This window comes from Pseudomonas sp. NPDC087185 (assembly GCF_044744955.1).
GTDB lineage: Bacteria > Pseudomonadota > Gammaproteobacteria > Pseudomonadales > Pseudomonadaceae > Aquipseudomonas.
This window is the reverse complement of sequence record NZ_JBIUZK010000003.1, coordinates 20847-42460: the sequence shown is the minus strand read 5'-3', so window position 1 is coordinate 42460 and position 21614 is coordinate 20847. Positions and strand designations below refer to the sequence as shown.

The 21614-nt window shown below is 65.1% G+C and carries 17 protein-coding genes and 1 pseudogene; 7 read left to right on the top strand and 11 right to left on the bottom strand.

The genetic code is table 11. The annotated features are described in order from the left end of the window. Positions 1-41 precede the first annotated feature (41 nt). From ACIPIJ_RS10425 to ACIPIJ_RS10410, 4 genes are all read left to right on the top strand, one after another. Positions 42-1043, top strand: a complete 1002-nt coding sequence (locus ACIPIJ_RS10425; RefSeq protein WP_401075880.1) for an SCO family protein — start codon at positions 42-44, stop codon at positions 1041-1043. A gap of 80 nt (positions 1044-1123) precedes the next feature. After that, entirely contained in the window at positions 1124-3451 is a 2328-nt protein-coding gene (locus tag ACIPIJ_RS10420) for a putative bifunctional diguanylate cyclase/phosphodiesterase (RefSeq protein ID WP_401075877.1), read from the top strand. Continuing rightward, positions 3439-4311 carry a phosphate/phosphite/phosphonate ABC transporter substrate-binding protein gene (locus ACIPIJ_RS10415; protein WP_401075874.1) on the top strand — a complete coding sequence of 291 codons (873 nt, stop codon included), beginning with the start codon at positions 3439-3441 and terminating at the stop codon, positions 4309-4311. The genes ACIPIJ_RS10420 and ACIPIJ_RS10415 overlap by 13 nt, the downstream gene beginning before the upstream one ends. A gap of 140 nt (positions 4312-4451) precedes the next feature. Beyond that, positions 4452-5432 (top strand): site-specific integrase, encoded by a 981-nt coding sequence (locus tag ACIPIJ_RS10410; protein ID WP_401075871.1) that lies wholly within the window; start codon positions 4452-4454, stop codon positions 5430-5432. Here the strand turns inward: ACIPIJ_RS10410 and ACIPIJ_RS10405 are convergent. Next, positions 5422-6531 (bottom strand): SMP-30/gluconolactonase/LRE family protein, encoded by a 1110-nt coding sequence (locus tag ACIPIJ_RS10405; RefSeq protein ID WP_401077539.1) that lies wholly within the window; start codon positions 6529-6531, stop codon positions 5422-5424. The two genes, ACIPIJ_RS10410 and ACIPIJ_RS10405, sit on opposite strands and share 11 nt — an antisense overlap. Continuing rightward, positions 6526-7146 (bottom strand): annotated as a pseudogene (locus tag ACIPIJ_RS10400) (SDR family NAD(P)-dependent oxidoreductase); the annotation flags it as partial. The pseudogene ACIPIJ_RS10400 and the gene ACIPIJ_RS10405, both read right to left, overlap by 6 nt. 271 nt (positions 7147-7417) lie before the next feature. On the opposite strand from ACIPIJ_RS10400, the gene ACIPIJ_RS10395 reads away from it, so the two are divergent. After that, positions 7418-8389: a LysR family transcriptional regulator gene (locus ACIPIJ_RS10395; protein WP_401075868.1), complete on the top strand. Its 972-nt coding sequence runs from the start codon at positions 7418-7420 to the stop codon at positions 8387-8389. Here the strand turns inward: ACIPIJ_RS10395 and asnB are convergent. From asnB to ACIPIJ_RS10360, 7 genes are read right to left on the bottom strand one after another with little or no spacing between them, the layout of a single operon-like run. Continuing rightward, positions 8378-10213 (bottom strand): asparagine synthase (glutamine-hydrolyzing), encoded by a 1836-nt coding sequence (gene asnB / locus ACIPIJ_RS10390; RefSeq protein ID WP_401075865.1) that lies wholly within the window; start codon positions 10211-10213, stop codon positions 8378-8380. The genes ACIPIJ_RS10395 and asnB overlap by 12 nt on opposite strands. Before the next feature lie 10 nt (positions 10214-10223). Further along, complete coding sequence (locus ACIPIJ_RS10385) at positions 10224-11609, bottom strand: amidase family protein (protein ID WP_401075862.1); 1386 nt, start codon at positions 11607-11609, stop codon at positions 10224-10226. Next, positions 11596-12591, bottom strand: a complete 996-nt coding sequence (locus ACIPIJ_RS10380; RefSeq protein ID WP_401075859.1) for an AMP-binding protein — start codon at positions 12589-12591, stop codon at positions 11596-11598. Before ACIPIJ_RS10380 ends, ACIPIJ_RS10385 begins: the two co-directional genes overlap by 14 nt. After that, positions 12588-12872, bottom strand: a complete 285-nt coding sequence (locus ACIPIJ_RS10375) for an acyl carrier protein (RefSeq protein ID WP_401075856.1) — start codon at positions 12870-12872, stop codon at positions 12588-12590. The genes ACIPIJ_RS10380 and ACIPIJ_RS10375 overlap by 4 nt, the downstream gene beginning before the upstream one ends. Next, positions 12869-13276, bottom strand: a complete 408-nt coding sequence (locus ACIPIJ_RS10370; RefSeq protein WP_401075853.1) for a hypothetical protein — start codon at positions 13274-13276, stop codon at positions 12869-12871. Before ACIPIJ_RS10370 ends, ACIPIJ_RS10375 begins: the two co-directional genes overlap by 4 nt. A 9-nt stretch (positions 13277-13285) precedes the next feature. Then, positions 13286-15001, bottom strand: coding sequence for a prenyltransferase/squalene oxidase repeat-containing protein (locus ACIPIJ_RS10365; protein WP_401075850.1), 1716 nt, complete (start codon positions 14999-15001; stop codon positions 13286-13288). Continuing rightward, complete coding sequence (locus ACIPIJ_RS10360; protein WP_401075847.1) at positions 14998-16314, bottom strand: AMP-binding protein; 1317 nt, start codon at positions 16312-16314, stop codon at positions 14998-15000. The genes ACIPIJ_RS10365 and ACIPIJ_RS10360 overlap by 4 nt, the downstream gene beginning before the upstream one ends. A gap of 295 nt (positions 16315-16609) precedes the next feature. Here ACIPIJ_RS10360 and ACIPIJ_RS10355 point away from each other — a divergent pair, with 295 nt between their 5' ends. Both ACIPIJ_RS10355 and ACIPIJ_RS10350 read left to right on the top strand, forming a co-directional pair. After that, positions 16610-17989, top strand: a complete 1380-nt coding sequence (locus tag ACIPIJ_RS10355) for a 3-deoxy-7-phosphoheptulonate synthase class II (RefSeq protein ID WP_401075844.1) — start codon at positions 16610-16612, stop codon at positions 17987-17989. Between the two features lie 24 nt (positions 17990-18013). Further along, positions 18014-19201 carry an MFS transporter gene (locus ACIPIJ_RS10350; RefSeq protein ID WP_401075841.1) on the top strand — a complete coding sequence of 396 codons (1188 nt, stop codon included), beginning with the start codon at positions 18014-18016 and terminating at the stop codon, positions 19199-19201. Between the two features lie 31 nt (positions 19202-19232). On the opposite strand, the gene ACIPIJ_RS10345 is transcribed toward ACIPIJ_RS10350, so the two are convergent. Together ACIPIJ_RS10345 and ACIPIJ_RS10340 are read right to left on the bottom strand one after the other, a co-directional pair. After that, positions 19233-20372 carry a glycerate kinase gene (locus ACIPIJ_RS10345; protein WP_401075838.1) on the bottom strand — a complete coding sequence of 380 codons (1140 nt, stop codon included), beginning with the start codon at positions 20370-20372 and terminating at the stop codon, positions 19233-19235. Positions 20373-20484: 112 nt separating this feature from the next. After that, positions 20485-21582 (bottom strand): sugar diacid recognition domain-containing protein, encoded by a 1098-nt coding sequence (locus tag ACIPIJ_RS10340; RefSeq protein WP_401075835.1) that lies wholly within the window; start codon positions 21580-21582, stop codon positions 20485-20487. Positions 21583-21614 lie beyond the last annotated feature (32 nt).

Here is a 21614-nt window from a genome sequence, read left to right as displayed (position 1 = left end):
GGGCCTAAACAGACCCTGAAATAACACAAGAGGACTGCATCATGACCGGCTCATGGCGTGTTCTGCTCGCACTCTCCCTGTTCGCCGCCAGCACCCACTACTGGCCGATCAAGCCAGTGCTGCAGGCTCAAGCACAAATCCCGATCCAGGCCCAAGGCACCAGCCCTTGGGGCGCCGATTACTTCCCCAATACCCGCTTGCTCACCCAGGACGGCCAGCAAGTCCACTTCTTCGACGACCTGATCAAGGACAAGGTCGTCGCGATCAACTTCATCTTCACCGGCTGTTCCGACTCCTGCCCGGTCGAAACCGCGCGCCTGCGACAAGTCCAGAAGATCCTCGGCGACCGCGTGGGCAAGGACATCTTCCTCTATTCCATCAGCATCGACCCGTACAACGACACCCCCGCAACGCTCAAACGCTACGCCGAACAGTTCGGCATCGGCCCTGGGTGGACCCTGCTCACCGGTGAACCCGGCGACATCGAACACCTGCGCCGGCGCCTGGGCCTGTATATAGAAGGCCTGGAAAACGGCCGCTCGAAGGACCACAACCTGAGCCTGATCATCGGTAACCAGGCCACCGGCCGCTGGATGAAAGCCTCGCCCTTCGAAAGCCCCTACATCCTCGCCGACCGCCTGGGCAACAGCCTGCACAACTGGAAGCAGGCCGCGGCAATGGCCAACGACTACGCCAGCGCCCCCGACATCCGCCCACCCAGCAGCGGCGAGCAGATTTTCCGCACCCGCTGTTCGTCCTGCCATTCGGTGGGTAACACCGAACCCGGTCAACCTGGCATCGGCCCCGACTTGCTCGGTGTCACCCGCCAGCGTGAAGCCCGCTGGCTGGCCCGCTGGCTCAAGGAGCCGGACCAGATGCTCGCCGAAAAGGACCCGCTGGCCACGCTGCTCTTTGAACAGTACAACCGCCTGGCCATGCCCAACATGCGATTGGGCGACGCCGAGGTCGCTGCCTTGCTCAGCTACCTCGAAGAGGAAACCACGCGGCTGCAGGCCCCCCTGGCAGATCGGGGAAAACCTTAACGGCATTTAGCCATCAGTCATGAGCCTGTCATCTGGCTGTCGTATTTTTCGACCATCACCCAGGGTCGGGAACACCAGCCGTGATACGCCGTTTTCTCTCGTCTGCAGGCCTGCTGCGCCTGTTGATCCTGATGCTCTGTGCAGCCACCCTCACCTTCCTTTGGGGGCTGCACTTCAGCCAGAAGGCTGCCGCACGCCAGGATGCGTTGCGGGCCAAGGCGGCCGAGCATCTGAACCTCGCCAGCATCGTCGGCGAAAGCCTGCGCCAGCTGGTTGACCGTGCGCAGGCCGTAGGTCGCGTCACCCAGGACGACATGAAAGTGCTGCGCCAGGGCAACCTGAGCCTGGCCCGGTTGCTGGCCGAAGACCCGGTGTTCAAGCGCATGAGCCTGTACGACCGCAACGGGCGGCTGCTCTCGGCGAGCCACAGCGATGAAGCGCCAGCGCTGCCGGAAGACTGGCTGCAACAGCTGAAACTGCACGTGGCCCACTACGGTTTCAAACCCTTCCTGCCGCGAACCGCGCCCGCGCTCACCCCGCCAGCCATGCCGAACTGGCGCCTGCCCTTCCTCCTGCCCTTGACCAACCTGCCGGGCCGCGAAATCGACAATATCCTCGTGGTTCAGCTGGATATTGGCTACCTCGCCGTGTTGTTCCAGCACATCGACCTGGGCACGACTGGTTTGATGCGCCTGTTGCAGGATGACGGCCAGGAGCGCCTGCGTATCGACACCAGTGGCGTGGTCGTCGCCGGCGACGCGTTCGAGCCCGGCCTGCCGGCCCTGGGTAGCGAGTCGGGTTTGCTGGTCCAGTACGCGGCAGGCAACCCTTACCAAAGCCTGTACCGGCGCACCGACGAACGCGGCTTCAGCATCGTGGTCAGCCAGCGCTATGACGAAATCCTCGCCCCCACCGCCCTGGCCTACTCGCGGCAGTTCTGGCTGAACCTGAGCATGACCCTGATGATCCTCGCCAGCCTGGCCTGGACCTTGCGTCTGCTGGGCAAGCGCCAGGAAGCCTTCAGTGCCCTGGAGCACGCGCAGCAGGTCAACCAGCAACTGATCGGGCGCCTGGAGGACGAACACCGGCGCAGCAGCCATGCCGCCGCCACCGACCACCTCAGCGGTTTGCACAACCGCCGCCAGTTCGTCGAAGTCGCAGGCCTGGCACTGACCCGGCAACGCGGCAAGCGCCGGTTGATGGCAATCCTGTTCATCGACATGGACCGCTTCAAGTCGATCAACGACTCGCTCGGGCACAAGATCGGCGACCTGCTGCTGCAGGCCGTGGCTGGGCGCATCCAGCGCCTGCTCGAACCAGGCGACGAAGCCTCGCGCTTTGGCGGCGACGAATTCGTGGTGCTGCTGGCGGGTGAACGCAGCGAAGAACAGATCAACAACTGGGTGCGCAACTTGGTGCAAAAGCTCTCGGCGACCTATGCCCTTGACGGCCAGGAGGTCAACACCAGCCCCAGTGTCGGGGTCAGCATCTGCCCGCGCGACGGCCAGGACATCGACAGCCTGATCCGCTGTGCCGACGCTGCAATGTATTCGGCCAAGCAGGCCGGGCGCGCCCAGTATCGCTTCTTCGACCCGTCACTGAACCTGGCCGACATCCAGGCTTTCACCCTCGAACAGGCCTTCGGCAGTGCCCTGGCCGAACGCCAGTTCGTGCTGCACTACCAGCCGCAGATTCGCCTGGATACCCACCAGGTACTGGGTTACGAAGCGCTGGTGCGCTGGGAGCACCCGGAGTTCGGCCTGCTCTACCCGGACCGATTCATCGGCCTGGCCGAGCGCAGCGGCTTTATCATCGAGCTGGGCTGGGAAGTGTTGCGCCTGGCTTGCGAAGCGCTGGCACGCTGGGACGCCCAAGGCCGTGAAACGTGCCTGGCGGTGAATGTTTCGGCGCTGCAGCTGCGCCAGGCCGACTTCAGCACCCGACTGCTGGCCAAGTTGCAGCTGCACGGCATCGCCCCCCAACGGCTGGAGCTGGAGATCACCGAAACCACCATTCTCGACCCCGAAGGCACTGCGGTCGATCACCTGCACCGCCTTCGCGCGGCGGGCCTGGGGATCAGCCTGGACGATTTCGGCCGCGGCTACGCAGGCTTTGCGCACTTGCAGTCGTTGCCGTTGAGCAAGCTCAAGATCGACCGTTCGCTGATCGCCCCGTTGTCCAACAGCTACGACGACAGCCCGATCGTTTCCTCGACCATCATCCTCGCCAAGCGCCTGGGCCTGGAGGTGGTTGCCGAAGGCGTCGAGACCCGCGAGCAGGTGGTGTGCCTGAGAATTGCCGGCTGCGACATCGCCCAGGGCTACCACTTCAGCCGCCCCTTGTCGCCGGCGCAATTGCGTGACTACCCGCCCTTCAACGGTATCGAGGTAAAACCATGCGTGCTTTGAAGGCGCTGGCCGTTCTGTTGCTGGCCATCCTGTCGGCAGCCAACGTGCTGGCCGACTGCACGCCCCGCAGCCTGCGCCTGGCGGTGATACCGATCACAAGCAACGAGGACATGACACAGGACCATCAAGCCCTGCTGCAGCGCTTGAGCCAGGCGACCGGTGTACCGGTGGAGCTGGTCATCGCCGCCTCCTATGAAAGCGTGGTCGATGCCATCGTTTCCGGCGGCGCCGACATCGCCCGCCTCGGCCCTGCTTCTTATGTGCTTGCCCAACGCCGTGAACCGCGGATAGAACCCTTTGCCACCTTCACCCTGAGCGCCGGGCCTTTCACTGCAGCGGGCAATCATTACCAGGCCTTGCTGTTGACCCGAGCCGACGGCCCTGACGGTATCGACCCGCTGCGCGGCAAGCGCCTGGCCCTTAGCGACCCGGCCAGCACCTCGGGCAGCCTGGTGCCCAGCGTGGAGTTCGCTGCCCAGGTGGGCGTGCCTTTGCCACGGTTTTTCGGCTCACTGGTGTACGCCGGCAACCACGACAAAGCGCTGGAAGCACTGCTGGATGGCCGTGTGGATGCAGCCTTCGTCGCCAGTGAACGGGCCGATGCCTACCTGGCCCGGCACGCGCTGGCACCGGGTACGCTCACCGTGCAGTGGCGTTCGCGGCCGATCTATTACGACCCTTATGTGTTCAGTGCCAACGTGTGTCCGGTGCTGAAAAACCGTATTCGCCAAGCAATGCTGGATGACCCAGGGGCCTTGGCGGCGTTCGTTGCCACCCAGGATGCCAGCGGGCTGGTGCCGGTGAGCCAGGCCGAGTACGAACCCTTGCGGCAACTGATGGATGCTGCAGTACCACGCTGAAACTGGCTTCGTTTACACCGGCCCTTTCGCAGGGCAAGCCCGCTCCCACAGGAACCGTGTGATCTTCAAGCCAGTGCAATACCTGTAGGAGCCGGCTTGCCGGCGAAAGGGCCGGGACAGACAAACCAATAAGCTTTATCGTGTCACTGTCCACCACCACACCGCCGACCATGACCGATATCGAGCGCTACGTCCGCGCCGCCACCCGCGACAACACCCGGCGCAGCTACCAGGCCGCCATCGAGCATTTCGAGGCGCACTGGGGTGGGTTCCTGCCCGCCACCGCCGACAGCATCGCCCGCTACCTGGCCGATCATGCCGAACAGCACGCGGTCAGCACCCTGCGCCAACGCCTGGCAGCCCTCAGCCAATGGCACATCAGCCAGGGCTTCCCCGACCCGACCAAGGCGCCCCTGGTGCGCCAGGTACTGCGCGGCATCCGCACCTTGCACCCGACGCCACCCAAACAGGCTGCGCCGCTGCTGTTGCAGCACCTGCAAACCGCTGTCGAGTGTTTCGAGGAAGCCGCCAGGCAAGCCCGCGAGCACCACGATCTGCCAGCTTTGCGCCGTGCCCGGCGTGACACGGCACTGCTGCTGTTGGGCTTCTGGCGAGGCTTTCGCGGTGATGAACTGGCGCGCCTGCGCGTTGAGCATATCCAGGCCGAGGCAGGCGTCGGCATCACGCTGTTCCTGCCGCGTAGCAAGGGCGACCGTGAAGCGCTCGGCGTACAGCACCGCACACCGGCGCTCAAGGCGCTGTGCCCGGTCACAGCCTACCTGCAGTGGCTGGAAGTGGCCGGCATTGCCCACGGCCCGGTGTTTCGCAAGCTCGACCGCTGGGGCAACCTGAGTGACACGCCGCTCAACAGCAACAGCCTGGTGGGCCTGCTGCGGCGCATGCTCGAGCGCGCCGGCGTGCCGGCGGCGCTGTACACCGGCCACTCCCTGCGCCGCGGCTTTGCCACCTGGGCCACGGCCAACGGCTGGGAGTTGAAGTCGCTGATGAGTTACGTCGGTTGGAAGGATGCCAAATCGGCGCTGCGCTACATCGACTCGGCGCAACGCTTCGGCGAGCTGGCCGTGTTACCGGCCAGCCAGGTGCAAGCGCTTATTCCTTGAAGGCGACGCGCGCGATGCCGCCCACTTCCGGGCGGATCGCATACAGGTCACCGGCGTCCGGGTAGTGCCGCAGCTCGGCGGGCGACATGCCGACACGGGCTGTGGTGATGAACAGTGTGCCCATGCCATCGCCACCGAAACAGCAACTGGTCGGGCGTGGCACCGGCATGACCACCTGGTCGGTCAGGTGCCCATCGCGGTCATAGCGCAGCAGGCAGCTGCCATTGAACTGGCAGACCCACAGCCCACCCTCACGATCCAGCGCAATGCCGTCCGGGCGCCCCAGTTCGGCGGGCGTCTCGGCGAACAGGCTGACCTGCTCCAGGCGGCCTTCGGCCAGATACTCGGCCCGGTAGATCGCGCGCGCAACGGAATCGACGAAGAACACAGTCTGGCCATCCGCCGACCAGGCAATCCCGTTGGGTAACGACAAACCGTCGTGGATCACCTCATCGTGCAGTTCGCCGTCAAAGCGGAACAAGGCGCCGGTCTTGCCGCTCGGGCCCTCGTCCATCAACCCGGTAACGAAGCGCCCTTGCGGGTCGCAGGCACCGTCGTTGAAGCGGTAGCTCGAGCGGTGATGCACCGGCACGGAATATTGCCGCACCTTGCCCGGCTGTACATCGAGAATGGCCACGCTGGCGTCTTCGGTGAAGATCAGGTTGCCCTGATCGGTCAGCGCCAGGGCACCGATGCGCGCAGCCGATTCGTAGAGCATCTCGACCTCGCCATCGGGCAGCAGCCGGTGGATGCGCCCGCCCGTGATGTCGACAAAATACAGCGCGCCTGTGCGGGCATCCCACACCGGGCTTTCGCCCAGGTCGGCACGGGTATTGGCGACCTTGATCGGCACGTAGTGGCATTCCTTGATGCGGCTCCAGCGCTCGGCCACCTCGGCCAGGCTGGTCGCCTCCACCCGCGCCAGGTCACGCGGGTAGCTGACGCCGCTGTTCTCGCTGAAACGCGTGGCGGTGAACTGGCCATTGCTGGCGCGCAGGATGTAGCCGGTATCCCGGCACAGCGCACTGGCCAGGTACAGCACACCCGGTGTCACCCATTCGGGCTTGAGCTCTTCCGGCGGCTGGGTCACGCCCCACATGCGGGTCTTGGCCACCGGCGAGATCGCGTTCACCAGGATGCCGTGCTCCTGCCCTTCCATGCTGAGGGCATTCATGATGCCCACCTGGGCCATCTTGCCGGCCGAGTACGCGACCAGGCCCGGCTGGGCATAGCGTTGGTACATGGCGCGGTCCGAGGTGGTCAAGACGATGCGTGGCGCTTCGGACGCCTTGAGGTGCTTCCAGGCATGCTTGGCCAGCCACACCGGGGCGTGCACGCTGATACCCAGCGCACGCTCGAGAAACGCCTGCTCCTGGGTCTCGATGCCTTGGTAGTCGACCCAGCCGGCGTTGTGGATCAGGATATCCAACGCACCGAAATGCGCGATGGCCAGCTCCACCAGCTGGCTGCATTCTTCTTCGTTCTCCAGGTGGCCGACATGGGCGACCACCTCATAGCCCTTGGCCTGCAGGGCTTGGAGGGCCTCGCTGACCGCACCGGGGTTCTGCCCTTCGCCCGAGCGATCCGTGCCCAGGTCGCTGATGACCACCCGTGCACCGCGCGCGGCCAAGGCCATGGCGTAGTCCAGGCCTAGCCCCTGGGCGGCACCGGTGACGATGGCGACTTTGTCTTTGAATGGGTCTGTGCTTGGCATTGTAGCGCCCTTCCGATTCTCCTTTTTTACGATAACAATAAAAAAATCAATGACTTAATATTAAAAGCATGCAACTTTGATATCTCGCAGATATCACCTGAGACCCGCGACCCACGGGTGTGCTCCTGCCAACAACGTAATGCCCCACCCAACACGATTGCAGCAGAGGCTTTGTCACCGCGATGCCACGCACTATGATGGCCGCCTTGCCGGGTCGCCCGCCGGAATACGCCCTCCTGGCGCCCGTTCGACTCGATGAAGGAACGTAAGCATGATCGAGACACGTTTGCTCAGGCAGTTCATTGCCGTGGCCGAGGAGCTGCACTTTCACAAGGCAGCCATCCGCCTGCACATGGCACAGCCCCCCCTGAGCCAGGCGATCAACCGACTCGAAGAGAAGCTGGGCTTCAGCCTGTTCCTGCGCAACAAGCGCGGGGTCAAGCTGACTGCCGCCGGCATGGCGTTCCTGGAAACCGCCTACCGCACGCTCAAGGAGCTGGAGCAAGGCATCGAGTACGCGCGAAACGTCTCCGAAGGCATCTGCGGCAAGCTGACCATCACCGCCATTTCCATCGCGTACTACGAATCGCTGCTCAATACACTGAAGAAATTTCGCGAGATCTACCCGAACGTGCGGCTGACCATCCGCGAGATGCCGTCGGCCTCCCAGGCCAAGGCGTTGATGGCCGGCGAAGCGGACATCGGCTTCATGCGCAAGCTGCCGATGCCGCCGGACACCATCGAATCACGGCTGCTGCTCAATGAGCAGATCGTCATGGCCCTGCCCACCAGCCACGCCAAGGCCCAGCAAGCGGTGGTCGACCTGCGTGATTTTGCCGAAGAAGACTTCGTCTTCACCCCGCAGGCGCTGGGCAGCGGCTACCACAGCCAGTTGATCGCCCTGTGCGAATCGGCCGGTTTCTACCCCAAGGTGGTGCAGGAAGCGGCGCAGATCCACACCCTGATCGGCCTGGTCGCCTGCGGCTTCGGCGTTGCATTGGTACCCGAGTCCATCGCCTACTCCACGCTGCGTGACCGCGTGCAGTTCCGCCCCATCCGGCCGATCAAGGACCAGCCGACACCGACCATGGGCCTGTACATGAACTGGAACCTGCAAAACGCCTCCCCAGCCCTGGGCAGCTTCATTTCCATGCTCGACCTGGGGGCGCCACGGCGCTATGCCGATACCATCCAGAACCCGGTGATGCTGGATGGCAGCGACACGCGCGAACTACACCGTTAAGCGGTATTCACGCAGCCAGGCATCCAGCGCCAGGGCCGTTTCCAGGTTGTTGCGCCGCAGCTGCGAGTTGAAATAGCCCTCGGGCTTGCGCAGTTCAGCGGCCAGGCGACCACGGTCGACCACCTGGAACACCGGGCTGCCAGCCTCACCCAGCAATTGCCTGGCACGCTCACGCAGGAACCGCTCATACGCCAGGTTGGCCGAGGTCGGGTACGGGCTCTTGCGCCGCTGCAACACCGCCGGCGGCAGGATGTCGGCACAGGCCTGCTTGAGCAGCCACTTCTCCTGGCCATCCTTGCCCTTGATCGCCCACGGCACGTTGTACACGTATTCGACCAGTTCATGGTCGGTGAACGGCACCCGCACCTCCAGGCTGGCAGCCATGCTCAAGCGGTCCTTGCGATCGAGCAGGATGGGTAGCCAGCGCTGCAGGTGCATGTGGCAGAGTTCGCGCATGCGCCGCTCTTGCGCGCTGTCGCCCGGCAAGTGCTCGACGCTGTCCAGCGCCTGGTGGTAGCAACTGTCCTGGTAGTTGGCAAAGTCGCACAGCTGGTTGAACTCAGGGTTGATCAACGCGGGCTGCAGCAACTGCATGCGCGATAGCCAGGGGAAACGCTGCGCTGCCACGGCCTGTGGGTCGCGGAACCAGGGGTAACCGCCAAACACCTCGTCCGCCGCTTCACCGGAAATGGCCACCGTGGAGTGACCGCGGATGGCCTTGAACAGCAGGTACAACGAGGTGTCGACATCGCCGAAGGTCGCCGCCGAGTCATTGGCCCGGTACACCGCCCTGCGCGCGGGGTCGGCGACCAGTTCGCGGTTGTCGATGAGGATGGTCTGGTGCTGGCTGCCAATGTACTCGGCAGCCGCCAGCGCGTAAAGCTGGTCGCGCTCCGGGCGGAATTCGTCGCTCTGGAACTGTTCGGCCTGGCCGACGAAGTCCACCGAGAACGAATTGACCCTGCCGCCCTGCTCTGCCTGCAGGCGCTGCTGCGCCATGGCGGTGAGGATGGTCGAGTCCAGCCCGCCAGAAAGCAGCGAGCACACCGGCACATCGGCGTACAGCTGTTCGCCCAACGCCTTGCCAAGCAATTCGCGGGTACGCGCCACGGTACTCGCCAGGTCGTCCGGGTGCTCGCGCCGCTGCAGCTGCCAGTAGCGGCTGAGCGTGGGCTGCCCGTTGGGCCGCCACGACATGCGATGCCCCGGCGGCAGTTCGCTGACCCCACGCAAGGCCGTGCGCACGGTGCCGCGCGACAAGCTCAGGGCATCTACCAGGCCGACCACATCCAGTGCGCTGACGAACTCCGGGTGCGCCAGGATGGCCTTGATCTCCGAACCGAACAGCAGCCCTTGCTGATGCCGGGCGTAATACAGGGGTTTGACCCCCAGGCGATCACGCACCAGCAGGAAGTGGCCGTCGCGCCCGTCGAACACGGCGAAAGCGAACATCCCGCTCAAGTACTCGCAGCACTGCTCGCCCCATTCCAGATAAGCGTGCAGCACCACTTCGGTGTCGCTGCGGGTCTGAAATTGATGCCCTGCCTGCTGCAACCGCTGACGCAGTGCGTTGTGGTTGTAGACCTCGCCGGTGTAGACCAGGGCGATTTCCTCGCCGCTGGCACAGCGGTAGGTCATCGGTTGCACGCCCCCGCTGAGGTCGATGATCGCCAACCGCCGATGGCCCAACAGGGCATTGCGATGCTGCCAGCTGCCGCTGGCATCCGGGCCGCGCAGGGCCAGGGTATCGGTCATGGCTCCGAGGGCCGCTGTGGCCTGGGGCAGGTCGCGGGTGTAGTCCACCCAGCCGGTGATTCCGCACATGCTGCGCTCCTTACACCTGAAGACGATGGGTTGGCAGCAGGCCCGTCACAGCCTGCAGGCGCTTGGCAATGTCCAGCAGCTGCCGCTCGCTGTCGCGCCGGCCCATGATCTGCACAGCCAGCGGTGCCTTGCCGTCGGCACTCAGGCAGATCGGCACGGTGATGGCCGGCAGGCCGCTGAAGCTGGCCAAGGGCGTGAAACTGATCTTCTGGTCATAGCCCGGTTCCGCTGGGCACGGAATGGTCGAGTCACCGGGTTGCGGGTTGCGTCGATCGAATGGCCGGTTGGGGTCCATGGGGAACACCACGAAGTCCACCCGGGCGGTGTCGAACCAGGCGTCAATACCGGCACGGATGCTGTCCATGCGCTGGTGGATGCGCTGGTAGTCGCTGTCGCTGACACCCTCGCCCACCTTGAGCGCGCTGAGCGTCGACCAATGCAGTTCGCAGTCGAAACGCTGCGCCCAGGCCGCCGAAGCCAGCCATGCATCGCGCGCGCACAACTGCCACGCGTCACCGCGGCAGGCCCACAGCTCGGGCATGGCAACTTCGCCGGGGGCCATGCCCAGGTCTGCCAGTGCGCTGCGCGCCTGGCCCAGCATGTCGAGCATCGCCGGGCTGGTCAGCGCCGGGTCTAGCGCGTGTTCCAGAATGGCGACCTGGTAGCGGTCCTTCAGGGGTTGTTGCTGCCCCAGCAGCGGCTCCAGGCCCAGCAACGGGAACAGCAGATCGAGGTCGTCAGCGCTGCGGGTCACCCAGCCCAAGGCGTCCATGCGCGGCGACAGCGGGAACACCCCGGCCAGGCTCGCGGCCTTCTGGGTCATGCGCAAGCCGACCATGCCGCAATGCGAGGCTGGCCAGCGTACCGAACCCAGCACATCGGTACCCAGCGAGATATCACACAGGCCTGCGGCCACCGACACCGCCGACCCGGTGCTGGAACCGGACGGGTCAATGGTCGGGAAATACGGGTTGCGACAGCCCGCGCCGAAGGCGATGTTCAGCTCGGTGGTGGCGACCTTGCTGGCCACGGCGACGCGCGGGTCGAGGAAGGTCAGCGCCTGGGCGCTGCGCTGCGGGTAGTGGCGGTAGCTGCGCAGGCCCAGGCGGGTCGGCAGGCCGGCAACGTCGACGGTGTCCTTGACGCCCAGGCGGTACCAGGGTGCTTCAACGTCGCGGGTGCTGGTCAGGCAACGGTAGTGGCTGTCGGCGTGCACCGACCATGGTTGGTACTGGGATGCCCAGTCCGCCGCCAACGCAGGGTTGCTCTGCAGCAGTTGGTGACGCTTGCGCAGGCTGAGGCCGAGGTACTCGGGCTGTACGCGGCCGCTGCTGGCATCGGCGCCGCAGCTGCCGAGGTACTGGGTGATGGTGTCCTGGGTATTAGCGGGGGTCATGGGTGTATTCCTTGACAGACATTGAGGCCGCCCACGGCAAGGGCTTGCCAGTGGCGGATAAAGGCAGGTCGGTAACGCGGCGCACCGCAACCGGCCGCGGATGGCCCGCAGGCAGTTGCTGAAACGCCTCCAGCACAGTGCGCTCGCTAAGCGTGATCGAGCTGAACAGCACTTCGAACGCTTCACCGCGCAGCGCATCGCTGACTGCCACGCAGGCCAGCGTCGAGCATTGCAGGCGCTGGCCGAGCTCACTGGCCAGGCGGGCCAGGTCGACGCGCAGGCCGTTGACCTTGATCAGGCTGCTGGCCCTGCCCAGCCACTGGAAGCGCTGCGGGCCCAACGCCAGTATCTGGTCATCGCAGCAATGACTGGCCGCAGGCAGTGCCTGGCCCTGCTCACGGGCAATGCGCGGGCTGGCGACTTCGAGTGCGCACGGTCGGCCCGGGGCGCTGAGCAGCGTGACATCGTCGAGCAGCGTCCAGGCCTGCTCCGGGCTGCTGTGTGCATCCAGCTCGCGGTAGGCCATGGCGCCGGTTTCGGTAGAACCCAGCAATTCGACGAAGCGCACCTGTGGCCCCGCATGGCACCGCACCGTGGCCAGGGCGTCCGGTGGCAGCAGCGAGGCGCTGTGCACCACCAGCACCGTGCGCTGGGCCGAAAGCCGGGCCAGCAGCGCCGGCAGCACACGCCAGGTACTGGCAATGGCAAGAATCACGCACGGCCCGTCGCCGTCGAGCACGGGCAGCCGCTGCTGCTCCAGCGAGCAGGCTTGCAGTTGCGCGTTCAACACCCGCGCACCGACTTCACCCAGGATCATGCCGTAGCTGTGGCTGGCCGGCGCAAAGGAGAAAATCTCCCGGGCATCGGGTGCCCAGCGGCCGAGAATCAAGGCCGCCTCGCGCTCCATCTGCGCCACACTGCGCAGCCATTGGCGCGGCATACCGGTGGAGCCGGAAGTCGCGAACAAATGCTCGGCGTTCACTCGGCGGCCTGCAAGGTCAGTTGGTCTTCCAGTTTCTGCCCGACGAATTGCTCCATTTTCTCCAACGTTTCGAACCAGAAGCGCACGTCGTCGCTGAGGTAGTCCACTTCGATGTCGAAACTGGCTTCGATGGCGGTGATCACTTCGACGGCCATGAGGCTGTCGAAGCGCTCGCCGAGAAAGTCGCGAAAGCTGTCGCGCTTGTCGATGGCGTCGACCTGCTCGCCAAGCAGTTGGCCGAGGGTCTGGCGAATGCGCTGTTCAATGCTGAGGTCGTTCACGAGCCGGTCTTTCCTTGTTGATAGGCAGCGTTGATCAATTCTGCGCCGGCACTGAAGAACACGTGCTCGGGCAGGATCGGGTCGAAATGCAGGTAGATGAAAGCGTTGGGGTACAGTGTCCGCAGGCAGCCGTGCAGCCCTTGGGCCAGCGCCTGATGCGCCAGTGTGTCGCGCGCCACCGACAGGGTGATGCGCACATGGAACTGCGCCGCTACGCCATCGCGGTCAACGGTTGGCAGCGGCATGCCAGCGCTGAACACGCAGGCCTCGGGCAACGGGTTGAAGAACACCATGCAGTGGGCGGTATCCGCGCCCAGGTTTTTCAGTTGGCGGGTAAAGGCCAGCGCCAGGCGTTTGCGCTCCAGCGTTGGCAGTGGCGCGCAGGAAACAGTGAGGGTGGGCATGACGATTCCTTACGACAACTGCAGGCTGGGCAACTGCTGACGCTGGCCGTTGGCAAAGGCTTCCAGCAAACGCCCCAGGCACGTGGACAGCGCATCGACCCCTTGCAGGAACAGCGGTGACCAGGCGTGGCCTGCATCACTGCGCACCTTGTCGAGGAAGAAGCTCAGGTGCGCCATGTCCACCGGCAGGCCCAGGTCGGCAGCCAGTGCTACCGCCTGGTAGGTACTGAGCAGGTCGGGGATACGCTGCCCCTGGTTGGCGAAACCGCCCTGGCGCACCGTGTGCGCGGCCAGTAACTGCGCTGCAGCCTCGGCAACGTGATGGCCGAGATAGGCAAGGCAACCCAGCGCCTGCAGCCCGGCACGCAGGGACGTTTCGCCACGCGGGAACGAGGCGTAGCCCTGCGCCTGCCGGCAGCTGGCCAGGTACGTTTCGATGGCCACAAGGTCCACGCCGCTGGCGTCCCCCAGTTGGCGCAGGATCGAAACGGCCGAAGCAGTGGACACCATATCCGAGCCACGCCCCTCCCAGAAGCCGAAGCCACCGTCGGGGTTTTGCAGCGAGGCCAGCCAGCGCCCGATCGCCTGGCGTGCGGCAGGTTGACCGGTGAACGCACCGGCCGCCAGCCCCCAATTGGTGCAACGCACTTCGGCGCCCCGGCCAGGCATGTACATGATCCCCGGCTCGTTGGGCATCTGGCAGCCTTCGATCCAACGCACGGCGGCATCGCGCTGCTCGGGTGCCAGGCTGCCACCCAGCACCGCAGACGCGCTGGTGAGGACGTCCGCTGCGCTGTCGGCCAAGCGGTAGGTGTAGCCGCCCTGGGGCATCGACAAGGTTGCAATGAACCGCGCCACATCGTCAGCCAGGTGCGCCACCGGCTCCCCCATGGCCTTGAGCGAACCCACCGCGCAGAAAGCTGCCCAGACATCCTCGCCGTCGTAACCGGCCCAGCGCACAAAGGCCCCCGTCGGGCCGCGCAACGCAGCGATCCACTCGGCGCAGCACTGCCGGCCCAGCGGTTGCGCGTGCAAGGCCGCGAGGCTGGCCGTGGCGCGATAGGTCGCCCACAGGCAGGGCACCTGCGCCGCTTCGCTGAAACGAAAGCCGCCGCAATCCATCTGCTGCGCCTGCAACCAGGCGACCAGCCGCGGCACGTCCCACTGCGGCGCTGGCAGGCCCTGACGTGCCAGGGCACGTGCAGCCATCACGCCGTAGAAGCAGGCGCGCGTATCCGCGAGATTGCGCCGGGCAAAATCGGCGGACCAGCTGAGGCCGCCATTGGCGCACTGCAGGCCTTTGAGCCAGGCATACAGGGGGGCGGTGTCTGCCACCTGGCCCTGGCAGACTTCAATCAAGGTACGCAGCGCATAGTGGCTGGCCCACACGTCGGCCGTCTGGCCAGGGCACATGGCGTAAGCGTCACCGTCAAACAGCGTGTGCAGCCACTTCGCGGTCTCGTCGCAGCGTTCGACTGCAACGCCCAGGTCATTCAACGTTTCGGTGCAGTAGAAGGTGGCCCAGGCATCGGAGGGCATGCCCTTGCTCCAGGCAAAGCCACCATCGCGGTTGCGCCGCGACTGGATGTAAGCCTGCAATGCCGGAGCATCCACCTGTTCGAGCCGTTCAATCCAGGCCAGGGTGCGAATCGCGGCATAGGTGCACCACAAGTCCGGCTGGCCGTTGCCCAGGCCCTGCCCCTGGGGAACGCGTGGCGGCATCATTGCGGGCCCCCGACAAACCGCAGGTTGGTCTTCTTCCAGCTCTTTTGCGAGGCGCCGCTCTTGTTCACCGCCGACAGGTTGTTGACGAACAGCACACGGCTCCAGCGCAGCCCCATGTGCTGCTCGGAGCGTGCCAGTAACAGAGCCTGCAACTGCGCTTCCTGGCTGGCGTCCCAGCCAACGTCACGCTCGAGAATCAGCGCAGCGCTATCATGCTGGCGGTCCACTTCGATGACATAACCGGTGGCATCGCAGGTGCCATAGACGACCTCTTCGACCGCGCGGATTTCCAACCCGACCCCGCCGACCACGATGCTGTCGCTGTCGCGGCCGTTGATCAACAGGCTCGGGCTAATGTGGCCAGGCTCCCATGGCGCGGTGATGGTCACGCTGTCGCCGGTGTCCAGGCGCAACAGGGGGCGCGCGTACAGGTTGAGCGGCGTGACCACCAGGCGGCCCGTCAGGCCTTCGGCCGGGGTGACCAGCCTGCCATCGGGCAGCAGCAGTTCGAAATAGTGGGTGGCGGTGGCCAGGCGCATCTGCAGGTCGTGGCCCACTGCCGCCAGCGTACCGGTTTCTGTGCTGCCGTAACTGGCGTCAAACACTTCGCACTGCCACCAACGCGCCAGGCGCTCACGGAACGGCTGGGTGTTGACCTCGCCGAGCAGCATGATCGCGCGCACCGATTCAGCGAAGGTCTGCAGCAATTCACGCTGTTTCAGGTAGCGGGTCAGTTGCACCAGCACCCCCGGTGCAATGAACAGCACGGTTGGCCGATAGGTGTCGAAGGTCTTGCACACCCGCTCCCAGTCGGTAATACCCGTGGTGAACGGGTAAAGACGCACGTGGGAAACATCCAGGTACTCGCAGACATTGGCGATCAAGTCGCCGACCGGAACGATATCCGATGGCATCAGGTTGGCCACCCGTGCGCCGGGGCGCAGTACCGCTCGCCAGTGGCTGGCGACGCTGACGGCGTTCCAGATGATGTCTTCTTTCAACCGTGGCGTCGGTGTTGGCTCGCCGGTCGTACCGGTGGTTGCGTAGTACTTGGCCGCCTCGCCAAGTTCCACTGTGCAAAACTGCAACGGTTGACGTTTTAATAATGCCTTGGCGGTCAGCGGCAATTGCTTGAACGCAGTAAAACTGTATTGACCTATGTTTGCGTAGTGGCTGCTGTCTTGTGCCCGCGCCCACACTGCTTGCAACTTGCGCTCATAAAATGCAGCGTCGGGGATATGCCCCGCCTGCAGCTGAAGCTCGCGCTCCGCCTCCTTCAGCACACCGTAATCCTGGTCGCCGTGAACTAACATCGACTCGCCCTCTCGAATAAACAGCGCAGAGAATTAGCGAGCGTCCGCCCCAAGTAAAATACTTATTTGAAACTACCCGTGATAGTTGAAAGGTATTAGTCAACTGTTTCCGCAGACAGAAACTGGTCGGTGCGTGGGAAATTTCTGGCAGCAACTGGTGATACACCCCGTGAATCCGGTGAGATATCAGACAAAGATATTTATTGTATTTCCCAAGCCGTGTCTGCCCTGCGCACTATCGCCGCCACCTGCTCTTCGGGCAGATCGAGCGAAGCACCTCTCAGGAGAGACATACATGCAGCCCCCCACCGCCACAGTGCAGGACGCCCTGGCGCCCTGGACGATCGACTCATGGCGCGGCATGCCGGCCCTGCAGCAACCGGTCTATGAAGAGCTTCACGCACTACACCTCGCGCTCGACGTACTCAGGCAACGCCCCGCGCTGGTGGCCGCCGAGCGCGTCCAACAGCTCAAGGCGCTGCTGGCCGAAGCCCAGCAAGGGCGCCGTTTCGTCCTGCAGCTAGGCGACTGCGCGGAGCGTTTCGAGCACAACGACCTGGCGCAGAGCACGCGCCAGGTTGCGCTGCTGCAGCAGATGAGCCAGGTGCTGATGCATGGCCTGCAACTGCCGATCGTGCAGATCGGCCGCCTGGCCGGGCAATATGCAAAGCCGCGCTCCAGTGATCGGGAGCAACGCGAAGGGCTGAGTCTGCCGGTGTATCGCGGTGATATCGTCAACCATCATGATTTCACTGCGCAGGCGCGCCGGGCAGACCCGCAGCGCCTGCTGCAGGCCCATGCCCACTCGGCGACAACCCTCGAACACCTGCATCAGTTGCAAGCTGAAGGTATCGACAACCTGTTGCTGCCCGCACGCTGGCCGCTCGACTGGCTCAACCGGGCCCACGGCGGCGAGCGGCTACGTCCACTGCTGGCGGAGATTCACGGTGCCTTGCAGTTCATGCGCACCTTGGCCGGCTCGCAGCCGGGTAATTTCCTGCACCGTGAAATGTACATTTCCCACGAAGCGTTACTGTTGGAGTACGAACAGGCGCTGACCCGTCTGCACCACGATGGCCGTTGGTACAACCTGGGCACTCACCTGCCGTGGATCGGCTTGCGTACCGCGCAGCCGGATGGCGCCCATGTCGAGTACCTGCGCGGCCTGGCCAACCCACTGGCGGTCAAGGTGGGTATCGACACCGCCCCGGATCAACTACGCCGCCTGCTCACGCGGCTCAACCCCAGCAACGAACCCGGGCGCCTGACCCTGATCCACCGCATGGGCGCGGCGCACCTGCAGGACCACCTGGGGCGGCTGATCGAAACCGTCCGCTCGGCTGACGCCCAGGTGCTTTGGCTGTGCGACCCGATGCACGGCAACACCCACGCCCTGCCCTGCGGCACCAAGACACGCGCCTTCGACGACATTCTCGCGGAGATCACCAGCGCCTTCGCCGTGCATGCGCGCCACGGGTCGACACTGGGCGGCTTGCACCTGGAAGCCAGTGGCGATGCCGTCACCGAATGCCTGGGCGGTGCGCTGGGCCTGCAACCGGCGGACCTGGGCCAGCGCTATCTGAGCCAGGTCGACCCGCGGCTCAATCGCGACCAGGCCATGGAACTGGCGCTGCGCGTCAGCCTCGACGCCAGTGCCTGGCGGCAGCACCCTTGAACCTGTAAGGACCCTGTTCACCCCATGCCAATCGTCATCTATGTATTTTCCCTGTGTACCTTCACCTTCGGGCTGTCGGAGTTCGTGGTGGCCGGGCTGGTTTCGGCCATGGCCGACGACCTCGCTGCGTCCACCACCGCCGTCGGCTCGGCCATCGCCGCCTATGCACTGGGCGCGGCCATCGGCGCACCGCTGCTGACCGCCTGGGTGCTCAATTGGCGTGAGCGCACGTCACTGGCGCTGACCTTGACCGTGCTGGCCGTGGGCAGCCTGGCATTTGCCTGGGTCGAACAGCTCGCGACCGTGAACCTGGTGCGGTTCGTCATCGGCCTGGCACATGGCGTATTCATGGCAGTGGCGGCTGACGTGGCGGTAAAGCTGGTCGACGCACCTCGCGCAGGCCGGGCCTTGTCGCTGGTGTGGCTGGGGCTGACCCTGGCACTGGCCTTGGGTGTACCACTGGGGACGTTGCTGGGCAGCCTGTGGTCGTGGCGGGCCATTTTCGTGGTGCTGGGGGTGATGGGCCTGCTCAGCCTATTCGGGCTGCTGCGCCTGATGCCCCGGCAAGACGCACCACCACTGCCCGCGGGAGGCCGCTTGGCAGGCCTGGCTGCATTGATGCAGCGGCCACTGTTGGCGGCAGCAAGCATTGCCATGCTGGTGAGCGTCGCCACGTTTTCGTTCCTGACTTACGTATCGCCATTCCTGCTGCAGGTGACCCTCGGCGGCATACGGTTGCTGAGCCTGGCGATGCTGCTGTTCGGCGCTGCAACCATCCTGGGCAACCTGCTGGGCGGCGTGTTGGCCGACCGGTTCGAGCCGGGGCAATGCCTGAAAGTCGCCTTGGCCGTGCTTGCCGCGAACCTTGGCCTGCTTTACCTGGGGCGTGAGCAACCGTGGGCGGTGGTGCTGCTGGTCGGCGTATTGGGCGCGGTGTTTTTTGCCATCGTCACCCTGTCCACCCTGCGCCTGCTCAGCCTGGCCAGGCAGTGGGCGCCGCAGGCAACGGGGGTGGCATCAGGGTTGAGTATCGCGGCGTTCAACCTGGGGACGGCCCTGGGTGGTGGGCTAGGTGGGTGGATGATCGAACGGTTCGGCTTGGCTTATCTGCCGTTGACGGGCGCGGTGGCTGCATTGCTTGCGCTTGGGTTGTTGACAGTCCAGTCAAGCCGTTCGCCATCTCCACTCCGGCAGATCAAGCCCCAGGCCTAGGGGCGCATAGCGCCCCCAAAGTGCGGCTCGATCACGCGTGACCAGCACAGCGCCAAACCCGGGCAATATCACTGGCCCGAGCCTGCAGCAACTGGGCGGCATCGGCACAGGCCTGCTCCAAGGTCATCGGCCCGCTGGCCAATGCAAAGGCAGCATCGATACCGTGCGCATACAGCTGCTGATAGCCCTCGCCCAAGGTGCCCGCCAGCACCACTACCGGCACGCCGTGGCGCTTGGCAACCCGCGCCACGCCCATCGGTGTCTTGCCACGCAGGGTCTGGGCATCGAAGCGCCCTTCACCGGTAATCACCAGGTCAGCACCTTGTACCAGCGCATCGAGGCCCGCCAACTCGGCCACCACCTCGACCCCCGGACGGAACTGCGCGCCCATGAATGCCTTGGCCGCAAAGCCCATGCCGCCGGCGGCGCCGCTGCCTGGCTGCTCGCGTACATCGGTGCCCAGCAGCTGCGCACAGTGGTCGGCGAAGCGGCCCAACGCTTGGTCCAGCGCCTGCACCTGCTCTGGGCTGGCCCCCTTTTGCGGGCCGAAAATCGCCGAAGCGCCATTGGGACCACACAACGGGTTGTCGACATCGGCAGCCACCTCCACCTGCACGTGAGCCAAACGCGGGTCCAGGTCGCGGGCGTCGATGCGTGCCAGCCGGGCCAAGGCCAGCCCGCCCTCCTCCAGCGCCTGGCCATCGGCATCCAGCAAGCGCAGGCCCAAGGCCCGCAGCATGCCGCTGCCGCCATCGTTGGTGGCGCTGCCGCCAATCGCCAGCACAATACGGCGAGCGCCAGCGGCGAGCGCGGCAGCAATCAGCTCGCCAGTGCCCCAGGTCGAGCTGCGGCAGGCATCACGCTGCGCGCTCGGCACCCGCTGAATGCCACTGGCCTGGGCCATTTCGATGATCGCCGTGCGGCTGTCCGCCAGCCAACCCCACCCCGCCTCGACGCGCGGCCCCAACGGACCGCGCACAGTCAGGCGGCGCAGTTCACCGTGGCTAGCAGCGACAATCGCCTCCATGGTGCCTTCGCCACCATCGGCCATAGGGCACTCGACCAGTTCGGCGGCCGGCAACGCTTCGGCCAGGCCGGCAGCAATGGCACGGGCAACGCTGGCAGCGTCGAGGCTGTCCTTGAACGAGTCGGGGGCGATGACGATCTTCATGGGGATTCTCCTGTCCAGATGAGCGGCATGCTGACAGCTGTGCAGCGCAAGGGCCTCGGTCGGATGCACAAAATGGTCGAGGCGATGTTTGGGCAAATGCCTTTGCCTGCACTCAATCCGCAGGCAACAACTGCAAGCCCAGGTACAAACTCAGCATGCCTTCAAGCCGCAGCGGGTCGACTTCACCCAGCTCGGCAATGCGCTCCAGGCGGTAGCGCAAGCTGTTGCGGTGAATCCCCAAGGCATCGGCGCAGGCCTGGCTCTGGCCGTCGTGCGCGCACCAGGCGCGCAAGGTTGCAAGCAACTGGCCGCTGGCGTCCTTGGCGCGAATACGGTGCAGCGGCTCGAGCAGTTCATCCAGCGCATCTTCATTGCGATGGCGCCACAGCAACGCCGGCAGGCGATAACGGGCAAGGCTCAGCAAGGGCTCGTTGGGCAACACTTCGCGGCCATAGGCAAGCAAGTCACGCACGCGCCGGTAGCCACGGCGCAGCTGCTCCAGGCTCTGCGCCGGGCTGCCCAGCGCCAGGCGTTCGATTACCCAGCCACCGCGCTGCACGCGCTCTAACAGGCGCTCTTCGTCCATCACCAGCCCCGCCGGCCGGCACCACAGCAGGGAGTCGCGCGCGGGGCTGACGCACCAGCTATCTGGATATCGGCTCATCAACCAGGCGGCCAAGGCTTCGGCGGGTGGCCCGGCGCGCAACTCGAACAAACACGGGATGCGCGGCAACTGCGGTTTCAAACCCAGTTGCTGGGCTTCGTCCAGCAGCCGCGGGGAGTCACCGGTGCCGCCCAGCAGCAAAGCCAGCAAATCGTCACAACGCTGCCGGCGCCATTGCTGTTCAACCTGCAAATGGCGCTGTGCCAGGAGCATTTCGGCGGTCATGCGCACCAGTTCGCCATACGTGCGCATCTGCTGCGGGTCGCCTGTAAGCCCGAGCACGCCGATCAGCCGGCCATCGAGCATCAGCGGCAGGTTGACGCCGGGCTGCACGCCCTTCAGGCACTTGGCGGCCTCTACGTCCAGCTCGACGATGCGGCCATTGGCCAACACCAGTTGGGCCCCCTCGTGGCGGGTATTGATGCGCTCCGGCTCGCCACTCCCCAGTATCAACCCCTGGCTGTCCATGACGTTGACGTTGCACGGCAGGATGGCCATTGCCCGATCAACGATATCCTGCGCCAGGTCATGGTCCAGTTCGAACATTCAGCGATCCTTATGGGTGTTAGGCTTTGTTC